23 protein-coding genes are annotated in these 21011 nt (G+C 68.8%); 5 read left to right on the top strand and 18 right to left on the bottom strand.

The window, feature by feature from the left end; translation table 11 throughout:
* Positions 1-3: 3 nt before the first annotated feature.
* On the bottom strand, positions 4-1053 hold the full coding sequence (locus ACNI65_RS06895; protein ID WP_416762003.1) for a putative 2-aminoethylphosphonate ABC transporter substrate-binding protein: 1050 nt from the start codon (positions 1051-1053) through the stop codon (positions 4-6).
* Between the two features lie 166 nt (positions 1054-1219).
* Between ACNI65_RS06895 and ACNI65_RS06890 the strand changes: the two genes are divergently transcribed.
* Genes ACNI65_RS06890 through ACNI65_RS06880 form a run of 3 tightly spaced genes read left to right on the top strand, consistent with a single transcriptional unit; the run spans position 1220 to position 2711 of the window.
* On the top strand, positions 1220-2116 hold the full coding sequence (locus ACNI65_RS06890) for a LysR substrate-binding domain-containing protein (protein WP_416762002.1): 897 nt from the start codon (positions 1220-1222) through the stop codon (positions 2114-2116).
* Positions 2116-2241, top strand: a complete 126-nt coding sequence (locus ACNI65_RS06885) for a hypothetical protein (RefSeq protein WP_416762001.1) — start codon at positions 2116-2118, stop codon at positions 2239-2241. The genes ACNI65_RS06890 and ACNI65_RS06885 overlap by 1 nt, the downstream gene beginning before the upstream one ends.
* A complete protein-coding gene (locus tag ACNI65_RS06880) occupies positions 2238-2711 on the top strand; it encodes a hypothetical protein (protein WP_416761999.1) in 474 nt (157 codons plus the stop codon). The genes ACNI65_RS06885 and ACNI65_RS06880 overlap by 4 nt, the downstream gene beginning before the upstream one ends.
* A gap of 9 nt (positions 2712-2720) precedes the next feature.
* Here the strand turns inward: ACNI65_RS06880 and ACNI65_RS06875 are convergent, their stop codons facing one another.
* Entirely contained in the window at positions 2721-3491 is a 771-nt protein-coding gene (locus ACNI65_RS06875; RefSeq protein WP_416761998.1) for a class II aldolase/adducin family protein, read from the bottom strand.
* Positions 3492-3778: 287 nt separating this feature from the next.
* On the opposite strand from ACNI65_RS06875, the gene ACNI65_RS06870 reads away from it, so the two are divergent.
* Together ACNI65_RS06870 and ACNI65_RS06865 are read left to right on the top strand one after the other, a co-directional pair.
* The gene (locus ACNI65_RS06870) at positions 3779-3988 is read left to right on the top strand and encodes a hypothetical protein (protein ID WP_416761996.1); all 210 of its coding nucleotides are present in this window, start codon (positions 3779-3781) and stop codon (positions 3986-3988) included.
* 74 nt (positions 3989-4062) lie between these two features.
* Positions 4063-4593 (top strand): hypothetical protein, encoded by a 531-nt coding sequence (locus ACNI65_RS06865; protein WP_416761995.1) that lies wholly within the window; start codon positions 4063-4065, stop codon positions 4591-4593.
* A 39-nt stretch (positions 4594-4632) separates the two neighbouring features.
* Here the strand turns inward: ACNI65_RS06865 and ACNI65_RS06860 are convergent, their stop codons facing one another.
* From ACNI65_RS06860 to ACNI65_RS06785, 16 genes are all read right to left on the bottom strand, one after another.
* The gene (locus tag ACNI65_RS06860) at positions 4633-5514 is read right to left on the bottom strand and encodes a nucleotidyl transferase AbiEii/AbiGii toxin family protein (protein ID WP_416761994.1); all 882 of its coding nucleotides are present in this window, start codon (positions 5512-5514) and stop codon (positions 4633-4635) included.
* Positions 5511-6320, bottom strand: coding sequence for a type IV toxin-antitoxin system AbiEi family antitoxin domain-containing protein (locus ACNI65_RS06855; protein ID WP_416761993.1), 810 nt, complete (start codon positions 6318-6320; stop codon positions 5511-5513). The genes ACNI65_RS06860 and ACNI65_RS06855 overlap by 4 nt, the downstream gene beginning before the upstream one ends.
* A 135-nt stretch (positions 6321-6455) precedes the next feature.
* Positions 6456-7658, bottom strand: a complete 1203-nt coding sequence (locus ACNI65_RS06850; RefSeq protein WP_416761992.1) for an acyl-CoA dehydrogenase — start codon at positions 7656-7658, stop codon at positions 6456-6458.
* 76 nt (positions 7659-7734) lie between these two features.
* Complete coding sequence (locus ACNI65_RS06845) at positions 7735-8166, bottom strand: RidA family protein (RefSeq protein ID WP_416761991.1); 432 nt, start codon at positions 8164-8166, stop codon at positions 7735-7737.
* Between the two features lie 12 nt (positions 8167-8178).
* Positions 8179-8622, bottom strand: a complete 444-nt coding sequence (locus tag ACNI65_RS06840) for an acyl-CoA thioesterase (RefSeq protein WP_416761989.1) — start codon at positions 8620-8622, stop codon at positions 8179-8181.
* 13 nt (positions 8623-8635) lie between these two features.
* The gene (locus ACNI65_RS06835) at positions 8636-9349 is read right to left on the bottom strand and encodes an ABC transporter ATP-binding protein (RefSeq protein ID WP_416761987.1); all 714 of its coding nucleotides are present in this window, start codon (positions 9347-9349) and stop codon (positions 8636-8638) included.
* On the bottom strand, positions 9346-10182 hold the full coding sequence (locus ACNI65_RS06830; protein WP_416761986.1) for an ABC transporter ATP-binding protein: 837 nt from the start codon (positions 10180-10182) through the stop codon (positions 9346-9348). The genes ACNI65_RS06835 and ACNI65_RS06830 overlap by 4 nt, the downstream gene beginning before the upstream one ends.
* The gene (locus ACNI65_RS06825) at positions 10175-11188 is read right to left on the bottom strand and encodes a branched-chain amino acid ABC transporter permease (RefSeq protein WP_416761985.1); all 1014 of its coding nucleotides are present in this window, start codon (positions 11186-11188) and stop codon (positions 10175-10177) included. Before ACNI65_RS06825 ends, ACNI65_RS06830 begins: the two co-directional genes overlap by 8 nt.
* Before the next feature lie 16 nt (positions 11189-11204).
* Entirely contained in the window at positions 11205-12125 is a 921-nt protein-coding gene (locus ACNI65_RS06820) for a branched-chain amino acid ABC transporter permease (RefSeq protein WP_416761984.1), read from the bottom strand.
* A 50-nt stretch (positions 12126-12175) separates the two neighbouring features.
* Positions 12176-13363: an ABC transporter substrate-binding protein gene (locus ACNI65_RS06815; protein WP_416761982.1), complete on the bottom strand. Its 1188-nt coding sequence runs from the start codon at positions 13361-13363 to the stop codon at positions 12176-12178.
* A 45-nt stretch (positions 13364-13408) separates the two neighbouring features.
* Complete coding sequence (locus ACNI65_RS06810) at positions 13409-15166, bottom strand: AMP-binding protein (protein WP_416761980.1); 1758 nt, start codon at positions 15164-15166, stop codon at positions 13409-13411.
* A gap of 12 nt (positions 15167-15178) precedes the next feature.
* Entirely contained in the window at positions 15179-16330 is a 1152-nt protein-coding gene (locus ACNI65_RS06805) for an acyl-CoA dehydrogenase family protein (RefSeq protein WP_416761978.1), read from the bottom strand.
* Positions 16331-16338: 8 nt separating this feature from the next.
* Entirely contained in the window at positions 16339-17178 is an 840-nt protein-coding gene (locus tag ACNI65_RS06800) for an enoyl-CoA hydratase family protein (RefSeq protein ID WP_416761976.1), read from the bottom strand.
* A 102-nt stretch (positions 17179-17280) separates the two neighbouring features.
* Positions 17281-17739 (bottom strand): MarR family winged helix-turn-helix transcriptional regulator, encoded by a 459-nt coding sequence (locus tag ACNI65_RS06795; RefSeq protein ID WP_416763581.1) that lies wholly within the window; start codon positions 17737-17739, stop codon positions 17281-17283.
* Between the two features lie 113 nt (positions 17740-17852).
* Positions 17853-18647, bottom strand: a complete 795-nt coding sequence (locus tag ACNI65_RS06790; protein ID WP_416761974.1) for an SDR family NAD(P)-dependent oxidoreductase — start codon at positions 18645-18647, stop codon at positions 17853-17855.
* A 10-nt stretch (positions 18648-18657) separates the two neighbouring features.
* Positions 18658-21006, bottom strand: coding sequence for a bifunctional salicylyl-CoA 5-hydroxylase/oxidoreductase (locus tag ACNI65_RS06785; protein ID WP_416761972.1), 2349 nt, complete (start codon positions 21004-21006; stop codon positions 18658-18660).
* Positions 21007-21011 lie beyond the last annotated feature (5 nt).

The raw sequence follows: 21011 nt of genomic DNA, 5'->3' as shown, positions 1-21011 counted from the left end.
CGATCACTTCTTCTCGGCCTTGGCCTCGTAGCGGCGCGACCACTCGGCGAGGATGCGGTCGCGATTGGCCGCGGCCCAGTTGAAGTCGTTCTTCGCCAGCAGCTTGTCCAGGTCGGAGGGCACGTACTCGAGCTGCTCCTGCACCGAGGGCAGCGCCAGCACGGCGAAGTTCTTCGCGTAGAGCTCGTTGGCCTTGCGCGTCACCGACCAGTCCGCGAGCGCCTTGGCGGCCTCCAGCTTCTTCGTCGTCTTCATCACCGCGGTGGCTTCCACGTCCCAGCCCAGGCCTTCCTTGGGGAAGACGATGTCGATGGGCGCGCCTTCCTTCTTGGTCTTGTTGGCGCGGTACTCGAAGGACAGGCCGACCGGGAACTCGCCCGCACCCGCCTGACGGCAGGGCTTGGAGCCGCTGTGCGTGTACACGCCGATGTTCTGGTGCAGCGCGTCCATGAAGGCCCAGCCCTGCGTCTCGCCCATCATCTGCAGCCACGCGGAGACCATCAGGTAGCCCGTGCCGCTGGACGCCGGATGCGGCATGGTCAGCAGGCCCTTGTAGACGGGCTGGGTCAGGTCGGCCCAGGACGCCGGCTTGGGCAGATGGCGCTTGGCGGCCTCGGCGGTGTTGAAGCACACGGCGGAGGACCACAGGTCCATGCCGACCCAGGTCGGCTGCGGACGCGGGTCGCGCATCGTCGCGCGGACCTGCTCCAGGCCCTTGGGCGCGTAGGCGGCCAGCATGCCCTCCTTGTCCAGCAGCATCAGCGAGGTGGCCGCCAGGCCCCAGACGACGTCGGCCTGGGGATTGGACTTCTCGGCCAGCAGCCGCGCGGTGACGATGCCGGTGGATTCGCGGACGAACTTGAGCTCGATGGCCGGATGGTCCTGCTCGAAGGCGGTCTTGTAGGCCTTGATCTGATCGGCTTCCAACGCGCTGTAGACCAGCAGCTCGGTCTTGCCCTGGGCGCGGACCTCGGGGCTGCTCAGCGCGGCGATGGCCGCGAGCGTGAGCGCGGCGGCGGTGTGCAGGACGGTCGAGAAGGACTTCAGACGCATGGGCGCTCCATCGGGGGATGTGGGCACGGGATCGGGGGAACCCGCACGGGGGACCGGCTCGAGGCCGGCAGTCAATGGGCGACACTGTAGGAATGGCATATGTCATTGACGCGTCAAACGGCCCAAAGTCCCGAAAGCCGGTATTGGCGGATTTGGGACCCCGGTCATGCTGGTGAATCAGCTCAAGGCCTTCTTCGCCGTAGCCCGTCTGGGCTCGATCACCGGCGCGGCGCGCCAGCTGGGGCTGTCGCAGCCGACGGTGACCACGCAGATCCGCGCGCTCGAGGAGCAGTACGGCGTGGAGCTCTTCCACCGCGGCGGCGGCCGCCTGACGCTCAGCGAGGCCGGCCGGCGGCTGATGCCGCAGGTGGACAGGCTGCTGCAGCAGGAGCTGGACATCGAATTCGCGCTGCGCAACTCGGCTGAACTGCAGGGCGGCACGCTGCGGCTGGGCGCGACGGCGCCCTACTACACGCTGGCGCTGGCCCAACGCTTCCGCGCCCGTCACCCGCAGGTGGAGCTCAGCGTGTCAGCGGGCAACTCCCGCCAGATGGTGGATGCGCTGCTCGCCTATCAGGTGGACCTGGCGACGTCCAGCCACCTGGAAGAGGACCCTCGGCTGCATCGGCTCGAACTGGGCGCCGACCCCTTGGTGCTGCTGGTGCCGCGCGGCCACGCGCTGGCCCGGCATGCGGCGGTGCCGCTGGACGCGCTCGCGGGGGAGACCCTGCTGGTACGCGAGCGGGGCTCGATGACCCGTCAGCTTGGCGAGCAGGCGCTGGATGCGGCCGGCGTGCGGCCGCGCGCGCAGATGGAGATCGCGAGCCGCGAGGCCCTGCGCGAGGCCGTCGTGCGCGGGTTGGGCGTGAGCATCTTCGCCGCGCACGAGACCGGTCGTCACCCCGACTTGATCGCCCTGCCCTTCGACATTGAAATGCCGCTGGTGCGCGAGTACCTCTACTGCCTGCGCGAGCGCCAGGGCGCGCGGCTCATCGAGGCGATGCTCGCCTGCGTGGAGCCGACATCGCACACCAGCGCCGCGCCATCGACTGGGAGCGCCTGATGCAGATCAACGCGTCGGCGAATCCCCTCAACGGCCGGGTCCGCACGGTGCGCGAGCTGGTGCTGTTCTTCAACGCCCAGCCGCTCGCCGCGCCGAAGGGCACGGCCTCGATACTCCCGCGATGACCATTTCCATGCGGCATCCGCTCAGCACGCTCGTGACCGGCATGCTGAGCGCGGCCTTCTTCTTCTGGCTCGCGGCCGTGTCCGCCGTCTCGGGCAAGCACGCCGTCGCGACGCTGGGCACCGCCGTGTGTTTCGTCGCGCTGGGCCTGATGGCGCTACCGATGGTCGTCGACTACTTCCGCGCGCGGCACCTGCTGAGCGAGGACGGGCTCGATGCGGGCCGCCGCCTGAGCGGCCGCGTCAGCTTGAAATGGGCCGAGGTGCGACGGGTGCGCTTCTCGCCGACGATGAAGTGGTTCGTGCTGGAAGACGCGGCCGGCGCGAAGGTCCGCGTGTCGACGGGACTCTCCGGGCTGCCGGACTTCGCGCGGCTGGTACTCGAGCACGTGCCCGAGACCGCGCTGGACGCGCGCACGCGACGCCTGCTCGGCGAGGCGCGCGCGGGACGCCGACCGCGCGTGTGGATCTGACTCGGCAGGTCAGCGATCGAAACCCGGGCAATGACGCCTTGCCTGGCGCAGCAGCGTCGGCCAGACGAAGGCGCCGCCGAGTCCGCCGGTCTGCACGCGCATCGATTCCGCGGTGCCGCGGATGATGGCGTCGTCGACGGGAGTGAGCTCGGCACCGCCGGACTGCGCGGCGATCTGGATCTGGCAGGCGCTCTCGAACGTATACATCGACAGGAAGGCGTCGCCGATGGACTTGCCGACGGTGAGCAGGCCGTGGTTGCGCAGGCAGTAGAAGATCTTGTCACCGAGGTCGTGCTGCAGGCGCGGTTGCTCGTCGGGGCGGATGGCCACGCCTTCGTAGTCGTGATACGCGAGCGAGGCCAGCACGAAGGTCGATTGCTGCGAGATCGGCAGCACACCGGCCTTCTGCGCGGAGACGGCGACACCGGCGCGGGTGTGGGTGTGCAGCACGCAGCCGACGTCGGGGCGCGCGGCGTGGATGGCGGAGTGGATGATGAAGCCGGCCTGGTTGACGGGGAACGGCGTGTCCTGGAGCTTGTTGCCCGAGGCGTCGACCTTGATGAGGCTGGACGCGGTGATCTCGTCGAACATCAGCCCATAGGGATTGATGAGGAACTCATGGGCATCGCCGGGGAGCCGGGCGCTGATGTGGGTGAAGATGAGGTCGCTCCAGCCGTAGCGGGCGACGAGCCGGTAGCAGGCAGCGAGGTCCACGCGCAGCTGCCATTCGGCGTCGCTGACCTTGCCGTGGAGCGAGGGGATCTGGTCGATGAGGTCCATGCAGTCGTCTCCTGATCGCGCCGGACCATCGAGCGGGTCCGGTCTGCGGCGGATCGTCCTACCGAGCAGGGTAAGCGGGTGTCGCGGGGAGGACAGGTCGACGCATCTGCGCAAAGCGGACCGAGGGAGCCAAGCATGGATTCAACCCTCACGCAGATGACATCAATGATCTAGCGCATCGAAGTTCTATTCAACTGACCTCCTCGTTCTCAGAATGGCCCACGTTCACTTGCAATCCGGCAAGGGACCATGGGCCGAGTGGAATCGGTCGCTGAAAGGAAAAGAAGATGACTCAAGACGAAGTGTTGGTCGAGTTGACCATGGAGGAGATCGATCAGGTATCTGGCGGCTTTCTCGCTGGGGTCGCCGCGGGCGTCGTGGCATCGGCAGCCTGGGACGCCATCAAGGGCTTCGGCTCCTGGGTGAACCAGCAGGGCCCCGGCGGTGCCGACGAAGGCACCTGGGAACGTATCGGCCAATCGCAAATGACCGCGTAAGCTGAGCCATGCGCCGGCGTGGTCGTCGACGCCATGCCGGCGCCTCCTCTCCAATCCTCCAGGACACGCACCGCATGCGTCCTCAACACACTGGACCCATCGCGGGTCCGATCAAACAAGCCCGTGGCTGGCAAGTTTTCCCCTCGCCCGACGATCCGCTGGCGATCTACTGCCTGAAGATCACTTGCCTCTCGCTACTGGCGGCAAGCGCTCTCCAAGGCTTGGCGATCGCTCTCTTCCAAGCGCTCAACGTTAAGGTAGCGTCCGGGCCAGAGCAGTTGTTCCGGCCCATGGACTGGGCCGGTACTGTGCTGCTCGCGCCACTCGCGGAGTCTGTCCTGCTGTGGGCCGCCGCAAGCCTGGCTCGCAGCACGGGTCGCGTGTGGGCGACCAGTCTCGTGATCGGAGTTGTCGCCGGTGCGGCTCATGCCTCGCTTCATCCCATGTGGTTCTTCGGGCCTGCTGCCTCATTCACCATCTTTGCGTGGGCATGGCAGAGATGGAGGAACGCCGACCGCCCTCGCCACTTCCTGGTCCTTCTGATCCCTCACGTCCTGCAGAACGCCATCGTCATGGGCCTGCAGTTCTTCGCGGCTCGCTTCTGACGGCGCATGATCGCTGAGGCCAGGTACGCACGAGGCGATTCAGGACAGCGCGGTCTCCCTCAGCAAATGAGGAAACTTCTTCTCCCGCAGTTCCTCCAGCACTTTCGCCATCATCTTCCAGCCGTCGCCGGGCAAGCGCGCGATGAGCTCGACCCAGACCTTCTCGAAAGCCTCGATTGCATCGGGCACCTCGAAGCGCACGCCCGCCGGCAGCATCGGACCGATGTCATCGGTCAGGCTCGCAACCAAGCGCCGAAGCATCCGCTCCTCGGCCTGCGCGCGCGTGATGGTGACGCCTTCCAGGCCGAGGTAATGGCGGAACGCCGCGATCACCCGATCCGGGTCCAACCCCAAGCCCTTCAGCCCGTGATGCATGTCGAAGAGATCGCGGTTCTTGCGCCGCTGGAGCAACGCCCTCAACTTGGTCCCGAACAGCTCCTCCGGTGCGAAGGTCGTGATCTCGCAGCGGCCGCTGTACCAGCCGTTCTCCATGGCGAAGGGCATTTGTCGCAGGCCCATCAGATGCGCATGCTCCCGCGTGTTCATCTCCACCTTCAATTGAAGGCGCTCGGTCGGCGCGGCCTCGGGATGAAAGCGGTACATCAGATGCATGGAATGCCCGGCGATCTTGCGTATCGGCGTCCCCACCCATGACAAGGCCTCCCGGATCGCATCGAGGGTCGGTCCGATCGGCTCGGGAATCGTCTGCACCAGATCGATGTCCTCGGAGTACCTCAGCGGCCGCTCGAACAACAGCTTGTTGATCGCCGTCCCGCCTCGAAAGGCAATCCGCCCTTTCAGCGCCGGCGCATTGAAAAGGTCGCACAAGGCGCGACAGATGAGCAGGTCCTGCTCGACTTGGCGCTGGTTGGCCCAAGGCGCATGAGCCATCCAGTCATTGATGAAGGCTTGAGGAATCAACGGTCAATCTCCACCTCCCCATTCAAGAGGAGCTTCCAGGTGGCGTCCCGCTCGAACTCCATCGCCAGTGAGGGGATCGTCGGTTTGGCGAATGGGTCCAGAAGGACGTTCGTCTTCGCTGACGCGCCAAAAGCCTCCAGGGCCTTTGCCTGCCGGTGATGCTGGAAGTGCTCGAAAAGAAAGCCGAGTCGTCGGATACACGGCGTCTCGTAATGGGCAGCCAGTCGCGACAAGCGCCGCGGTGCGGCCCTGCCGCCGAAGGTCCACACCATCTGGGCGACGCCGTTGATGCCACCCGCTTTGTCCAGATAACGAGCAGCATCGAGGAGGGTCAATTCGATGCCTGCCGCCTTCGCAAAGCCAGTGGGCGACTTGATGCTCGTCAGAAATTCGCTCTGATTGACCGCGTTGAATTCACCTGGCGCCTGGCTGATGAACTCGATGCGCTGGCGGCCAATCTCGATGCCGCGCAACTGCTTCGGAACGACGACCTGAAACACCATCGTTGCTTGATGCGAGGAGCCGTGCAGCTCGGCGGCGCGCAGCAGTGACACGCGGTAGTCCAGACCCAAATGGCCCATCAGCGGCGAGATCCACTGCTCGGCGTCCGGCGCGCCCATCCACACGTGCTCAGGGCGCAGAGCCACGTAGAAGTTCTTGTAGGGGCTGACCAGGCGATGACGCTTCCCTAGGCGAACCAGGGCGGAACGCAGGCCCGAGTCGGTCAGCGGCAGACCGGCTGCCAACTCCTCGCGCGAGAAGGTGGAGCGCCCTCTTGCGAGTTGCTCGTCGATGAATCGTTCCAATGGACCCATCCCCAAACCATATTCAGAAAGACGCGTTTTTGCAACTTTCTGCATATGACTTGGGAGCCATCCACGCCCCCCAAAAACAGAAAAGGCGCCCGCAGGCGCCCTTCCCTTGTCCGACGAGTCGTCGCGTCAGAACGCCGCGATCCCCGTCTGCGCGCGGCCCAGGATCAGCGCATGGATGTCGTGCGTGCCCTCGTAGGTGTTGACCACCTCCAGGTTGACCAGGTGCCGCGCGATGCCGAACTCGTCGCTGATGCCGTTGCCGCCCAGCATGTCCCGCGCCGCACGCGCGATGTCCAGCGACTTGCCACAGCTGTTGCGCTTCATGATCGACGTGATCTCCACCGCCGCCGTCCCTTCGTCCTTCATCCGCCCCAGCCGCAGGCAGCCCTGCAGCCCCAGCACGATCTCGGTCTGCATGTCCGCCAGCTTCTTCTGCACCAGCTGATTGGCCGCCAGCGGCTTGCCGAACTGCTTGCGGTCCATCGTGTATTGCCGCGCCGTGTGCCAGCAGAATTCCGCCGCGCCCAGCGCGCCCCACGCGATGCCGTACCGCGCGCTGTTCAGGCACGTGAACGGGCCCTTCAGCCCGCGCACGTCCGGGAAGGCGTTCTCCTCCGGGCAGAACACCTCGTCCATCACGATCTCGCCGGTGATCGACGCGCGCAGGCCCACCTTGCCGTGGATCGCCGGCGCGCTCAGGCCCTTCCAGCCCTTCTCCAGCACGAAGCCGCGGATCTGCCCGCCGTCATCCTTGGCCCAGACCACGAACACATCCGCGATCGGGCTGTTGGTGATCCACATCTTGCTGCCCGTCAGCGCATACCCGCCGTCGACCTTGCGCGCCCGCGTCACCATCGATCCCGGGTCCGACCCGTGATTCGGCTCCGTCAGGCCGAAGCAGCCGATCCACTCGCCGCTGGCCAGCTTGGGCAGGTACTTGCGCTTCGTGGCCTCATTGCCGAACTCGTTGATCGGCACCATGACCAGCGAGCTCTGCACGCTCATCATCGACCGATACCCGCTGTCCACGCGCTCCACCTCGCGCGCGATCAGCCCGTAGCAGACGTAGTTCAAGCCGGCGCCGCCGTACTCCTCGGGAATCGTCGGGCCGAGCAGCCCCAGCTCGCCCATCTCGCGGAAGATCGCCGCGTCCGTCTTCTCGTGGCGGAAGGCCTCCAGCACGCGCGGCGCCAGCCGGTCCTGGCAGTACGCCCGCGCCGCGTCGCGCACCGCGCGCTCGTCGTCGCTCAGCTGCTGCTCCAGCAGCAGCGGATCGTCCCAGTGGAATGCGGCCTTGCTCGAATGGGCGGCCTTGGATGCTTGGCTCATGATGTCTCTTCCGTTCTTGAATGCGTCAGCGATGACGATGCGCGCGCTCGGCGGGCGGCGCGGCCTGCCACCGATCCTAGTCCCGCGGCGGCACGACCGCCGTCACCTCGATTTCAACCTTCGCACGGTCCTCGATCAGCCCGGCCACTTGCACCGCGGTCATCGCGATGCCGTACTCGCTGCCCAGCACCTCGCGATACGCCTGACCGACCTCGCGCCCGCGCGCCACGTACTCGCGCTTGTCCAGCAGGTACCAGGTCATCCGCACGATGTGCCGCGGCTCGGCGCCGGCCTCGGCCAGCACCGCCTTGATGTTGAGCAGCGCCTGCCGGCATTGCGCGACGAAATCGTCGCTCTCGAACTCGCACCGGCCGTTCCAGCCGATCTGCCCGGCGACGAAGACCTGCGTGCCGACCGCCGCAACGCCGTTGGCATAACCGCGTGGCGCGGCCCAGTCCGCGGGCTGCAGCACGCGCTTGTCGTGCTTGTCGTTGTTGTATTGGCTCATCGTCGGACTCCTCTACTGCGATGACGATTGATGGGATTGTTGTTGCTGGACCGCGCGCACCAGCGCGGCCCGGACATCGTCGGGGAACGGCTGCGACTGGTGCGTCTCCAGCGAGGTGCACACCAGCACCTGGCCGAAGCTCACCCGCGGACCGTCCGCGCCGTCGACGCTCACGCGCAGCGACAGCGAGCTGCGACCCACGCGCTCGATCCACAGCCGCTGCGTCAGCCGGTCGCCCATGCGGCTGATGCGCTCGAAATTGGTCTGCAGCTGCACCGTGGGCAAGCCCACCCGCCGGGGGCCGATCAGCTCGGCATAGGACACGCCCAGCCCGTCGTTGAACCAGTCCTCGACGAACGCGTTGAGCAGCTCGAAGTAGCGCGGAAAGAAGACGATGCCGGCCGGATCGCAATGTCCGAAGCGGATCAGCACGTCGCGCTCGAAGGCGGGGGTCATCACATCCATCTCCTCACACGCCCAGATGCCGCTGCCATAGCGACGGATCCGCGGCCAGCGCCGCCGAGTCCCCCCGCCACACGACCTCGCCGCGCGCCAGGATGCTGTGCCGGTCGGCCAGCCGCACCAGGCGCCGCACGTACTTGTCGACCACCAGGATGGTCTGCCCCGCCTGACGCAGCGTGTCCAGGCAGCGCCAGATGTCCTCGCGGATCAGCGGGGCCAGGCCCTCGGTGGCCTCGTCCAGCACCAGGAGCCGCGGATTGGTCACCAGCGCGCGGCCGATGGCCAGCATCTGCTGCTCGCCGCCCGACAGCTGCTGACCGAGATTGCCCGCGCGCTCGCGCAGCCGCGGGAACAGCGCGAAGACCCGCTCGACCGTCCACGGGTCCGCGCTGCGACAGCGGTTGGCCTCGAAGGCGCGCAGGTGCTCCAGCACGCTGAGGTTGGGGAACACCTGGCGCCCCTCGGGCACGATGGCCAGTCCGAGCCGCGCGATGCGGTCCGCCCGCCAGCCGGTGACGTCCTCGCCGGCGAAGCGGATGCGGCCACCCGTGGGCGCGAGCCAGCCGGTCAGGCAACGCAGCGTCGTGCTCTTGCCCATGCCGTTGCGGCCCAGCAGCGTGGCGACCTCGCCCGTCTCGATGCGCAGGTCCAGCCCGAACAGCACCTGGCTGTCGCCATAACCGGCGCGCAGCCCGTCGATCTCCAGCAGCGGCTCGCTCATGCGCGCACCTCCGTCACCTCGGGATCGGTCTCGTCGCCAAGATAGGCCGCCCGGACCGCGGCGTCGGCGCGGATCTCGTCGGGCGTGCCGCTCGCGATCACGCGCCCGCTCACCAGCACCGACACGCGATCCGCGAGCCGGAACACCGCGTCCATGTCGTGCTCCACCAGCAACAGCGTCAGGTGCTGGGCCTTGAGCGCGGCCAGCAGCTCGACCATCCGCGCCGATTCATCCGGCCCCATGCCGGCCATCGGCTCGTCCAGCAACAGCAGCCGCGGCTTGGCCGCCAGCGCGAGCGCGAGCTCCAGCTGGCGTTGCTCGCCGTGCGCGAGGCTGCCCGCGACGCGGTCGGCCATCGCGGCCAACCCCGTCAGCGCGAGCATCGCCTCGGCATCGGCATAGGCCGCGTCATCCGCGCGCGCCATGCGCCACCACGACGGCGCCGACGCCCGCCGCGCGAGCACCGCCAGCACGACGTTGTCCAGCACCGTGAAGCGCTTGTACAGGCTGGTGATCTGGAACGAGCGCACCAGGCCCTCGCGCACGCGACGCGGCATCGGCAGCGCGGTGATGTCCTCGCCGTCCAGGAACAGCCCGCCCGCGTCGGGCACCAGCGCGCCGGAGATCTGATGGATCAGCGTCGTCTTGCCCGCCCCGTTCGGGCCGATCAACGCATGGGTCTCGCCGGCCCGCACGGAGAAGCTCGCCTCGTCGGTGGCGGTCAGCGCGCCGAAGCGCTTCACCAGCCGATGGACCTGCAGCAGCGCCAGCGCGGGCAGTTGCGACGGCCGGGCGTCGTCACGCGGGTCTCGCGCGTCACGGACGTCACGCATGGCGGCCTCCCGCCTTGGTCGTCGCTCGCGGTAAACCCAACCGTCCAGCGAGCAGTCCCGCCAGTCCTCGCGGCGCGAAGAGCACCACGGCCAGCAGGATCGCGCCGAGCGCGAACTGCCAGTGGATGGTCACGCCCGACAGCAGCTCCTCCAGCAGCAGGAACACCGCCGCGCCGAGCGGTCCGCCCCACAGCGCGCCAGCGCCTCCGAGGATGACCATCACCATCAGCTGGCCCGACTGCGACCAGTGCATCAGGTGCGGCGACACCAGCCCGTTGAGATTGGCCAGCAGCGCGCCGGCCAGGCCCGCGACAGCGCCCGCGACGACGAACACCGTCCACTGCACCGCGAAGACGCGGCCGCCGGTCGCGGCCACGCGCGTCTCGTTCTCGCGCGCGGCCTGCAGCAGCCAGCCCAACGGCGAATTCACCAGTCGACGCAGCGCCAGGAACACGATCGCGAAGAGCGCCAGCGCGACCCAGTAGAACGACGCGTCGTCGGCCAGGTTCAGCGGCAGGCCGGCCAGCGTCGAGCGCGCCGCCACCGGCAAGCCGTCATCGCCGCCATAGGCCTTCAGCGACACCGCCAGGTAATGGAACATCTGCGCGAAGGCCAGCGTGATCATGATGAAGTACACGCCGCGCGTGCGCAGGCTGATGGCCCCGATCACCGCCGCGGCCAGGCCCGACACCGCCATCGCCACCGGCCAGGCGATCCACGCGGAGCCCACGCCCGCGTCCGCCAGCACCGCCACCGTGTACGCGCCCAGGCCGACGAAGGCCGCATGGCCGAAGCTCACCAGCCCGCCGAAGCCGAGGATCAGGTTCAGGCTGGTCGCCGCGATCGCGAAGATCAGCACGCGCGTGGCGACCACCGTGTAGAACTCCAGCCCGAAGGCCTGCAGCACCGGCGGCAATACGGCCAGCGCCGCGAACACCGCCCAGGTCATCGCGCCCAGGCCGCGGTGATGCAGCATCGTGTGCCGGGCTCGGATCGATTCGCTCATCGCTGCCTTTCTCGATTCAGCCGCGCGCCGGGAACAGGCCGCGCGGTTTCCAGAACAGCACCGCCGCCATCAGCACGTAGATCAGGATGGCCGCGACGGCCGGTCCGACCGTGGACGCCACCTCCGGCGACGCGACCTGGCGCAGCACCGCGGGCAGCAGCGTGCGCGAGCCGGTGTCCACCAGCCCCACCAGCAGCGAGCCCACCAGCGCGCCCCGGATCGAGCCGATGCCGCCAATCACGATGACGACGAACGCCAGGATCAGGATGCTCTCGCCCATGCCGACCTGCACCGCCAGCAGCGGGCCCAGCAGCGAGCCGGCCAGCGCGCACAGCGCCGCGCCCACGCCGAAGACGGCGGTGAACAGCCGATCGGCGGGCACGCCCATCGCCGTGGTCATCGCGCGGTTGGACGCGCCCGCGCGCACCCACATGCCCCAGCGCGTGCGCGTCACCAGCCCATACAGCGCCACCGCCACCGCCAGTCCCACGCCGATGATCAGCAACCGGTAGGCCGGATACATCAGCCCGGGCAGCAGCTCCACCGGACCGGACAAGGCGGCCGGCGTGTTCAGCATCAGCGGCTGCTCGCCCCAGATCAGGCGCACGCCCTCGTTGAGCATCAGGATCAGCGCGAAGGTCGCGAGCACCTGGCTCAAGTGGTCGCGCTGGTAGAGCCGGCGCAACAGCGTGACCTCCAGCGCCATGCCCAGCACGGCCGTGCCCGCCACCGCCGCCAGCACCGCCACGCCGAAGGACGCGCCCGCGGCCATCGCCGCCGCGGCCAGGTAGGCCCCGACCATGTACAGCGAGCCATGCGCCAGGTTGATCAGGTCCATGATGCCGAAGACCAGCGTCAGCCCGGCCGCCAGCAGGAACAGCATCAGCCCGAACTGCAGCCCGTTGAGCAGCTGCTCGGCCACGAGGATCGCGTCCATCGTTCAGCGCCCTGCCCGGTGTCGTGTCGGTCGTCGCGTCATGCGCCGGGTCACTTCATCTTGCACTGCGGTGCGTAGGCATCCGCGTGCTGCTCGAAGATCTTGCCCAGCGTCCGGTTGGTCACGCGGCCCTGCGGGTCCTTGGTGATGACGCGCAGGTAATAGTCCTGCACCGGGTACTGGTTGTGGTTGAAGCGGAAGGCGCCGCGCACCGAGTCGAACTTCGCTGCCTTCAGCGCCTTGAGCAACGCCGGCTTGTCCTCGACCTTGCCCTTGACGTCGCGCACCGCCGCGCCGATCAGCTGCGCCGCGTCGTAACCCTGGCTCGCGTACAGCGACGGCAGTCGGCCGTAGGCCTTCACGAAGTCCGCCACGAAGCGCTTGTTGGCCGGGTTGTCCAGGTCATGCGCCCAGTGCGAGCTGTTGAACATGCCCAGCATCGGCTCGCCGACCGCCTTGATCACGTCCTCATCGGCGGAGAAGCCCGGCCCGAACAGCGTGATGTCCTTGGACAGTCCCGCGCCGACGAACTGCTTGATGAAGTTGATGCCCATGCCGCCGGGCAGGAAGATGTACATCGCGTCGGGCTTGGCCGCGCGCGCCTGCGCGAGCTCCGCGGCGTAGTCCAGCTGGCCGAGCTTGGTGTAGATCTCGTCGGCCACCGTGCCCTTGTAGTAGCGCTTGAATCCGGCCACCGCGTCCTTGCCCGCCGGGTAGTTGGGCGCGAGCACGACCACCTTCTTGAAGCCCTTGTCCATCACCGTCTTGCCGACGGCCTCGTGGAGGTTGTCGTTCTGCCAGGCGACGTTGAAGAAGTACGGGTTGCACTGCTCGCCGGCGTACTGCGACGGGCCGGCATTGGCGCTGACGTAGGGCACCTGTGCGGCGAAGACGCCGGGACCGACCGCGAGCATGACGTTGGAGAACACGATGCCGGTCATGACGTCGACCTTGTCGCGCTTGAGCAGCCGCTCGGCGGACTGCTTGGCCACCTCGGGGTTCTGCTGGTCGTCGGCGATCACCGTCTCCACCGGCAATCCGCCGAGCTTGCCCCCGTTCTGCGCGACCGCGAGCGCGAAGCCGTCGCGGATGTCGACGCCCAGTCCGGCGCCCGCGCCGGACAGCGTGCTCAGCATGCCGACCTTGAGCTTGTCGGCGGCGTGCGCGGTGGACACCGCCAGGGGAAACGCGCCGGCCGTGGCCAGCAGGATCGCGAGGGACTTCGACGTCATCTTCATCGGTGACTCCGGGAAGAAAGGGAGGGGACGGTCGGAAGACTGCGCTTACTGCTGACGCAGGCGGAAACGTTGCAACTTGCCGGTCTCGGTCTTGGGCAGTTCGGCGCGGAACTCTATCGCACGGGGGTACTTGTACGGCGCGATCGTGGCCTTGACGAAGTCCTGCAGCGCCTTGGCCAACGCGGCCAACGCGGCCTGCGCGGCGATGGCATCGGCAGCGTCGGGGGCGTCGGCGCCGACGCCGCCTGCGATGTCCCGCTTGAGCACGACGAAGGCCTTGACCAGTTGGCCGCGCTCCTCGTCGGGCACGCCGACCACGGCGCACTCCGCGACCGCCGGATGCGCCAGCAGCGCGGACTCGACCTCCGGACCGGCGATGTTGTAGCCGCCGGAGATGATCATGTCGTCGGTACGGGCCTGGTAGACGAAGTAGCCGTCGGCATCGACGAGGTAGGCGTCACCGGTGAGGTTCCAGCCGTCCTTCACGTACTTGAGCTGTCGGTCGTCGGCGAGGTAGCGGCATCCGGTCGGGCCCTGCACCGCGAGCTTGCCGACGGCGCCGGGCGGCAGCTCGCGCCCCTCGTCATCGACGATGCGCGCGCGGTATCCCGGCACCGGCTTGCCGGTCGCGCCGGGCCGCGCGCTGCCCTCGGTGTGGGAGATGAAGATGTGCAGCATCTCGGTCGCGCCGATGCCGTCGATCAACTCGATCCCGGTCGTGTCCTTCCACAACTGGCGAGTCGCGGCCGGCAATGCCTCACCCGCGCTCACACACTTGCGCAGCGAGGACAGGTCAGGCACAGGCTTGCCCGCCTCGGCCCGGGCCTGCGCGACCGTCATCGCCATGGCGCGGTAGGACGTCGGCGCGGTGAAGCACACGGTGGCACGGTGACGGGCGATCGCCGCGAGCAGCAGATCGGGGGACGCCTTCTCCAGCAGCACGGCCGAAGCGCCGACGCTCATCGGGAACAGCAGCAGCCCGCCCAGTCCGAATGTGAAGGCCAGCGGCGGGCTGCCGATGAAGACGTCGTCGGACCGGGCCTGCAGGCAATGCACCGGCCAGCAGCGGCAGATCGCGATCACGTCGCGATGGAAGTGCATCGTGCCCTTGGGCTGCCCCGTCGTGCCCGACGTGAACGCGATCAGCGCGCAATCGTCCGAGGCGGTGTCGACGTTCTCGAAGCGCGGCGACTGCCTTTCCGCCAGGGCTTCCAGCCCATCGGGCGTGTCGTCGTGGAAACGGCAGACACGGGTCAGCACCGGGCACAGCGCCTGGGCGGCGGACAGCTCCTCGACCAGCGCCGCGTCGCACAGCGCATGCGTGACCTGCGCCTTGTCGATCACCTGGGCCAGTTCCTTGGCGCGCAGCAGCGGCATCGTCGCGACCGCGATCGCGCCGGCCTTCATCACCGCGAACCAGCACGCCGCCAGCGCCGGCGTGTTGGCGCCGCGCAGGAGCACCCGGTTGCCCGGCACCACGCCCAGCTCGTTCACCAGCACATGGGCGATGCGATTGGCCTGTGCCTGGAGCTCGGCGTAGGTCCATCGGACCTCGACACCGTGACGGCCCGCGCCGACGATGACACCGCCGTTGCCGTTGCCGCCACCGAGAAGGCTCGCGTCACCGCCCTGTGCGCCCTGCCCGCCCTGCCCGCCGTCCACCCACCGATCCAGCAAGTCCCACGCGCAGTTCATGCGCTCGGGGAACTGCAGCTCCGGCAGGTCGAAGACCAGCTCAGGCCACTGGTCCGGCGGCGGCAGGTGATCGCGGGCGAAGGTGTCGACGTGGGCGGTGCGGTGCATGGGGGGGCGTCCTTATCCGTTCTTCAGCAGATCGCGTCCGATGATCAGTTGCTGGACCTCGCTGGCGCCTTCATAGATCCGCAGCGCGCGGATCTCGCGGTAGAGCGATTCGACGATCTCGCCGCGCCGCACGCCGCGCCCGCCGTGCAGCTGCACCGCCGCGTCGATGACGCGCTGCGCGCCTTCGGTGGCCATCAGCTTGGCCATCGCGGCCTCGCGCGTGATCGTGCGCCCCTGGTCGCGCTCCCAGGCCGCGCGGTAGACCAGCAGCGCGCTGCTGTCGACGGTGCAGGCCATGTCCGCGAGCTTGGCCTGCGTCAGCGGCAGGTCGGCCAGCGTCGCGCCGAACATGGCGCGCTCCTTGGCCTGATGCAGGCCTTCCTCCAGCGCGCGACGCGCGAAGCCGAGGGACGCCGCGGCGACCGAGGTCCGGAACACGTCCAGCGTGCGCATCGCCACCTTGAAGCCCTCGCCCGGCGCGCCGACCATCGCGGTCTTCGGCACACGGCATCCCGAGAAGCGCAGACGCGCCAGCGGATGCGGCGCGATGACGTCGATGCGCTCGGCGATCTCGAAGCCCGGCGAGCCGGCGTCGACGATGAAGGCGCTGATGCCGCGCGAACCGGGCGCCTCCCCCGTGCGCGCGAACACCACGTAGAAATCGGCGATGCCGCCGTTGGAGATCCACGTCTTCTCGCCGTCGAGCACGTAGTGGTCCCCGTCCAGGCGCGCCGCGCATTGCATGGCGGCCACGTCCGATCCGGCCTCGGGCTCAGACAGGGCGAAGGCCGCGAGCGCCTCACCGCGCGCGACGCGCGGCAGGTAGGCGGCACGCTGCGCGGGCGTGCCCATCAGCGAGATCGCGCCCGACCCCAGGCCCTGCATCGCGAAGGCGAAGTCGGCGAGCCCGTCGTGGCGCGCGAGCGTCTCGCGCAGCAGGCAGATCGCGCGGGTGTCGATGGCCTCGCCCTCGCCCGCCACCGCGTGCGTCAGCCAGCCGCCTTCGCCCAGCGTCTTGACCAGCGCCTTGCACGAAGCGTCCACATCGTCGTGATCGACCGCGCCGTGCGCGAGATGCCTCGCGCACCACGCGTCGAGCTCGCTGGCCAGCACGCGGTGCCGGTCGTCGAAGAACGGCCAGTCCAGGTGTCTCAGATGCTGCATGACCGTCCTCAATCGCCCTGGAACTCGGGCCGCTGCTTGGCGACGAACGCGTGATACGCGCGGTGGAAGTCCTGCGTCATCATGCAGATCGCCTGGGCCTGCGCCTCGGCCTCGATGGCCTCGTCCACACCCATCGTCCACTCCTGATGCAGCATGCGCTTGGTCATCGCATGCGCGAAGTTGGGACCCGCGGCGATCTCCGCGGCCCAGCTCACCGCTTGCGATTCCAGCGCGTCGGGATCGGCGAGGCGGTTCAGGAAGCCCCACTGCAGCGCTTCCTCGCCGCCCAGGCTGCGGCCGGTATAGAGCAGGTCCGACGCGCGGCCCTGCCCCACGATGCGCGGCAGCAGCGCGCAGGCGCCCATGTCGCAACCGGCCAGGCCCACGCGTGTGAACAGGAAGGCGGTCTTGCTGCGCGCGGTGCCCACGCGCAGGTCCGAGGCCATCGCCATGATCGCGCCCGCGCCGGCGCACACGCCGTCGATCGCGGCCACGACGGGCTGCGGGCAGGCCCGCATCGCCTTGACCAGGTCGCCGGTCATGCGCGTGAACGCGAGCAGGTCCGGCATCGACATCTTCGTCAGCGGGCCGATGATCTCGTGCACGTCGCCGCCCGAGCAGAAGTTGCCGCCCGCGCCCTGCACGACGATCGCGTTCACCTCGTCCACGTAGGCCAGCGTGCGGAACAGGTCGCGCAGCTCGGCGTAGGACTCGAAGGTCAACGGGTTCTTGCGCTCGGGCCGGTTCAGCGTGATCACGCCGACCGCGCCCTCCTGGCGCCAGCTGAAGTGCGTCGGCACGAAGCCCTGCAGGCTGCGGCGGTTGCCGGTGATGAGATGGCTGTCCATCAAGATGTGCTCCTCAAACTGTGTTCCTCAGACGAGCCCTCACCCCCGCCCTCTCCCGCTTCGCGGGCGAGGGAGTCAAAGCGTGGTGTGGGCTCGGGTGGTTCATTTGCGTGCGGCGTCGAGCTGCGCGAGGTGGCCCTTGAGGCCCGCGAGCAGCGTGTACACCTGCGCCTTCTGTTCGGGCGGCCAGCCGGCGAGCAGCTCGACGATCCAGCCCTCGTGCGTCGCGGCCATGCGCTTGAACTGTCGGCGCCCCGCCGGCGTGAGCCGCACGGTGACGCTGCGCCGGTCCGACGGATGCGGCTCGCGCACCACGTGGCCCTCGGCCTCGAGCTGGTCGGTGATGCCCGTGACGTTGCCGCCGGTGACCATCAGCCGCTGCGACAGCTCACGCATCGTCAGCCCGTCGGGGCTGCGCTCGAGCTGCGCGAGCAGGTCGAAGCGCGGCAGCGTCGTGCCGAATTCGTTGCGCAAACGCTGGCGGATCTGGTCCTCGATGCGCGTGGTGCAGGCCAGCAGTCGCAACCACAGGCGCAGCGCCTGGTGGTCGCCGTCGTGCATGCGCGACTCCAGGTCGGGACCGAAGTCCTGGCCGAGCCCGCCGTCGCGCTCGTGGTCGCACTCGTGGTCGTGGCCGTGGTCCTGACCATTCATGCCGGCACCGGTCTCGCGCATCACATCACCTCCCCGCCGGCGACGGCGATCGCCTGTCCCGTGATGGCGCCGCTGTCGCGCCGGGCGAGCCAGACGACGGCGGCGGCGACTTCCACCGGATCGATCAGCCGCCCCTGAGGATTGACCGCCGCGAGCTCGGCGCGCGCGGCCTCGGCCGAGCGCCCGGTCTTGGCGACGATGGTGTCGATCGCGCCGGCGACGATGTCGGTCTCCGTATAGCCGGGGCACACCGCGTTGACCGTCACGCCCTTGCGCGCGGTCTCCAGCGCCAGCGCCCGCGTCATGCCCAGCACGCCGTGCTTGGCCGCACAGTAGGCGGCGACGTAGGCGTATCCCTTGAGCGCCGCGGTACTCGCCACGTTGACGATCCGGCCGAAGCGGCGCTCGGTCATGCCGGGCAGGACCTCGCGGCTGCACAGGAAGCTGCCGGTGAGGTTGACGTTGATCAGCCGCTGCCAGGTCTCGAGCGAAGTCTTCGCGAAGGGCGCGGTCTCCACCTGACCGGCGTTGTTGATGAGCAGGTCGATCGGGCCGGAATCGTCCGCGGCGGCGGCGAAGGCCGCGCGCACGCTGGCCTCGTCGCCCACATCGCAGACCTGCAGCGCCACGGCCGGTCCGCCGTCGACGTCCATGCGATCGCGCTGCGCCTGCAGCCGATCGAGCCGCCGGCCCATCAACGTCACGCGGGCGCCGTCCGCGATCAGCGCCTGCGCGACCGCCGCGCCGATGCCCGATCCGCCGCCGGTCACCACCGCATGCAGCCCTTCGAGCGGATACCTGTTGCTCATGGCCATGCCTCCCGTCTCAGACGCCGAGCGCCTTGTTGGCCTGTTCCTGCGCGGCGGCACCGCCGCCCATCGCGCGTTGGCGCTCGAAGTCGCGCTCCATCTGGCTCTTGCCCGAGAGGTACTGCACCGGCCAGTCCAGACCCGGTCCGGACAGATAACCGATGCGCGCCGCCTCGGTCAGCGTCCAGGCCGGATTGGCCAGGTGCGGCCGCGCGATCGCGCACAGGTCCGCGCGGCCGGCCGCGATGATGCTGTTCACGTGATCCGCCTCGGAGATCGCGCCCACCGCGATCGTCGCGATGCCCGCGCGGTTGCGCACGCTCTCGCTGAACGGCGTCTGCCACATGCGGCCGTAGACGGGTTTCTCGCGCTTGCTGACCTGCCCCGAGGACACGTCGATCAGGTCGGCGCCCGCGGCCTTGAAGGCCTCGGCGATCGCGACGGCGTCCTCGGCCGTCGTGCCGCCGCTGACCCAGTCGCTGGCGGAGATCCGCACCGACATCGGGCGATCCTGCGGCCACACGGCGCGCATGGCGATGAAGACCTCGATCGGATAACGCAACCGGTTCTCCAGCGATCCGCCGTAGGCATCGCTGCGCTGATTCGTCAGCGGCGACAGGAAGCTCGACAGCAGATAACCGTGCGCGCAGTGCAGCTCCAGCCAATCGAATCCGGCCTCGGCGGCGCGGCGCGTGGCGTCAACGAAGTCGGCCGTCACGCGGTCCATGTCGGCGCGGGTCATCTCGCGCGACCACTGGCTGACGCCCTCCAGGTACTGCTGGGGCGACGCCGAGATCAAGGGCCAGTTGCCCTCGTCCAGCGGCTGATCGATGCCTTCCCAGGCCACGCGCGTGGAGCCCTTCGCGCCGGCATGGCCCAGCTGCATCGCGATCTTCGCGGTGGAGCGCGCATGCACGTGATCGACGATGCGCCGCCAGCCATCGCGTTGCGCGTCGTTCCACAGGCCCGGACATCCAGGCGTGATGCGCGCGTCGGGCGAGACGCAGGTCATCTCCGCGAAGACCAGGCCAGCGCCGCCCATCGCGCGCGCGCCGAGGTGGGTCAGGTGGTAATCGGCGGGTTGCCCGTCGACGCACGAGTACTGCGCCATCGGCGAGACCACGACGCGGTTCTTCAGCGTCGTGCCGCGCAGCGTGAACGGCGTGAACATCGGCGGCGCGGCGCGGTCCAGGCCCGCGCGCCGCGAGAGCCAGGCCTCGTACTCGCCGACGTAGCGCGCGTCGCGCAGCCGCAGGTTCTCGTGCGAGATCCGCTGCGAGCGCGTCAGCAGCGAGTAGGCGAATTGCTCCGGCGCGAGACGCGCGTGGCGCTCGACGTTCTCGAACCACTCGGTGGAGTTGCGCGCCGCGTTCTGGATGCGCAGCACCTCGATCGAGCGCGTCGCCTCGTACTCGCGCAACGCGGCGGGCAGGCTGTCGACCTCGCCGCCGTGACGGGCGATGTCGGCGGCCAGCGCGATGGCGTCTTCCAGCGCGAGCTTGGTCCCCGAGCCGATCGAGAAATGCGCGGTGTGCGCCGCGTCGCCCATCAGCACGACCGGCGCGCGGCCGTTGTGATGCACCCAGCGCTGGCAGACCACGCGCGGGAAGCGGATCCACTGCGCGGAGCCGCGCAGGTGCGAGGCATTGGAGATCAGCGGATGGCCGTCGAGCACTTTCGCGAAGAGGCGCTCGCAGAAGGCGATGCCATCCTCCTTGCTCATGTCCTCCAGGCCCGCGGCGCGCCAGACGGGCTCGGGTGCCTCGACGATGAAGGTCGAATGCGTGTCGTCGAAGCGGTAGGCATGCGCCTGGAACCAGCCCCACTCGGTCTTCTGGAAATCGAAGGTGAAGGCGTCGAAGAGCTTGGTCGTGCCCAGCCACACGAAGCGGCACTGGCGCAGGTCGACGTCGGGCTGATAGGTCTGGGCGTACTTCTGGCGCAGCCGGCTGTTGAGGCCGTCGGCCGCGATGATCAGATCAGCGTCGATGCCGGCGTCGTCGGTGACATCGGTCTCGTAGCGGATGTCCACGCCCAGCGCTTCGCAGCGCGCGCGCAGGATGTCCAGCAGCCGGCGCCGGCCGATGCCGCAGAAGCCGTGACCGCCCGAGACCATCGTGCGGCCGCCGATGTGCACGGCGATGTCATCCCAGTGGTTGAAGGCCTGCAGGATCTGCTCGGCGGTCTCGGGATCGGCCTCGCGCAACGCGGCCAGCGTCTGGTCGGAGAACACCACGCCCCAGCCGAAGGTGTCGCCCGCGCGGTTGCGCTCCAGCACCTTGACCTCATGGGCGGGGTCCTGGCGCTTCATCAGCAGCGCGAAGTACAGGCCGGCGGGACCGCCGCCGATGCAGGTGATACGCATGGGGT

Origin of the sequence: Roseateles sp. So40a (genome assembly GCF_048081605.1) — a bacterium.
In the GTDB taxonomy this organism is placed as follows: Bacteria; Pseudomonadota; Gammaproteobacteria; order Burkholderiales; family Burkholderiaceae_C; genus Roseateles.
This window is presented reverse-complemented; position numbering and strand designations above follow the sequence as displayed.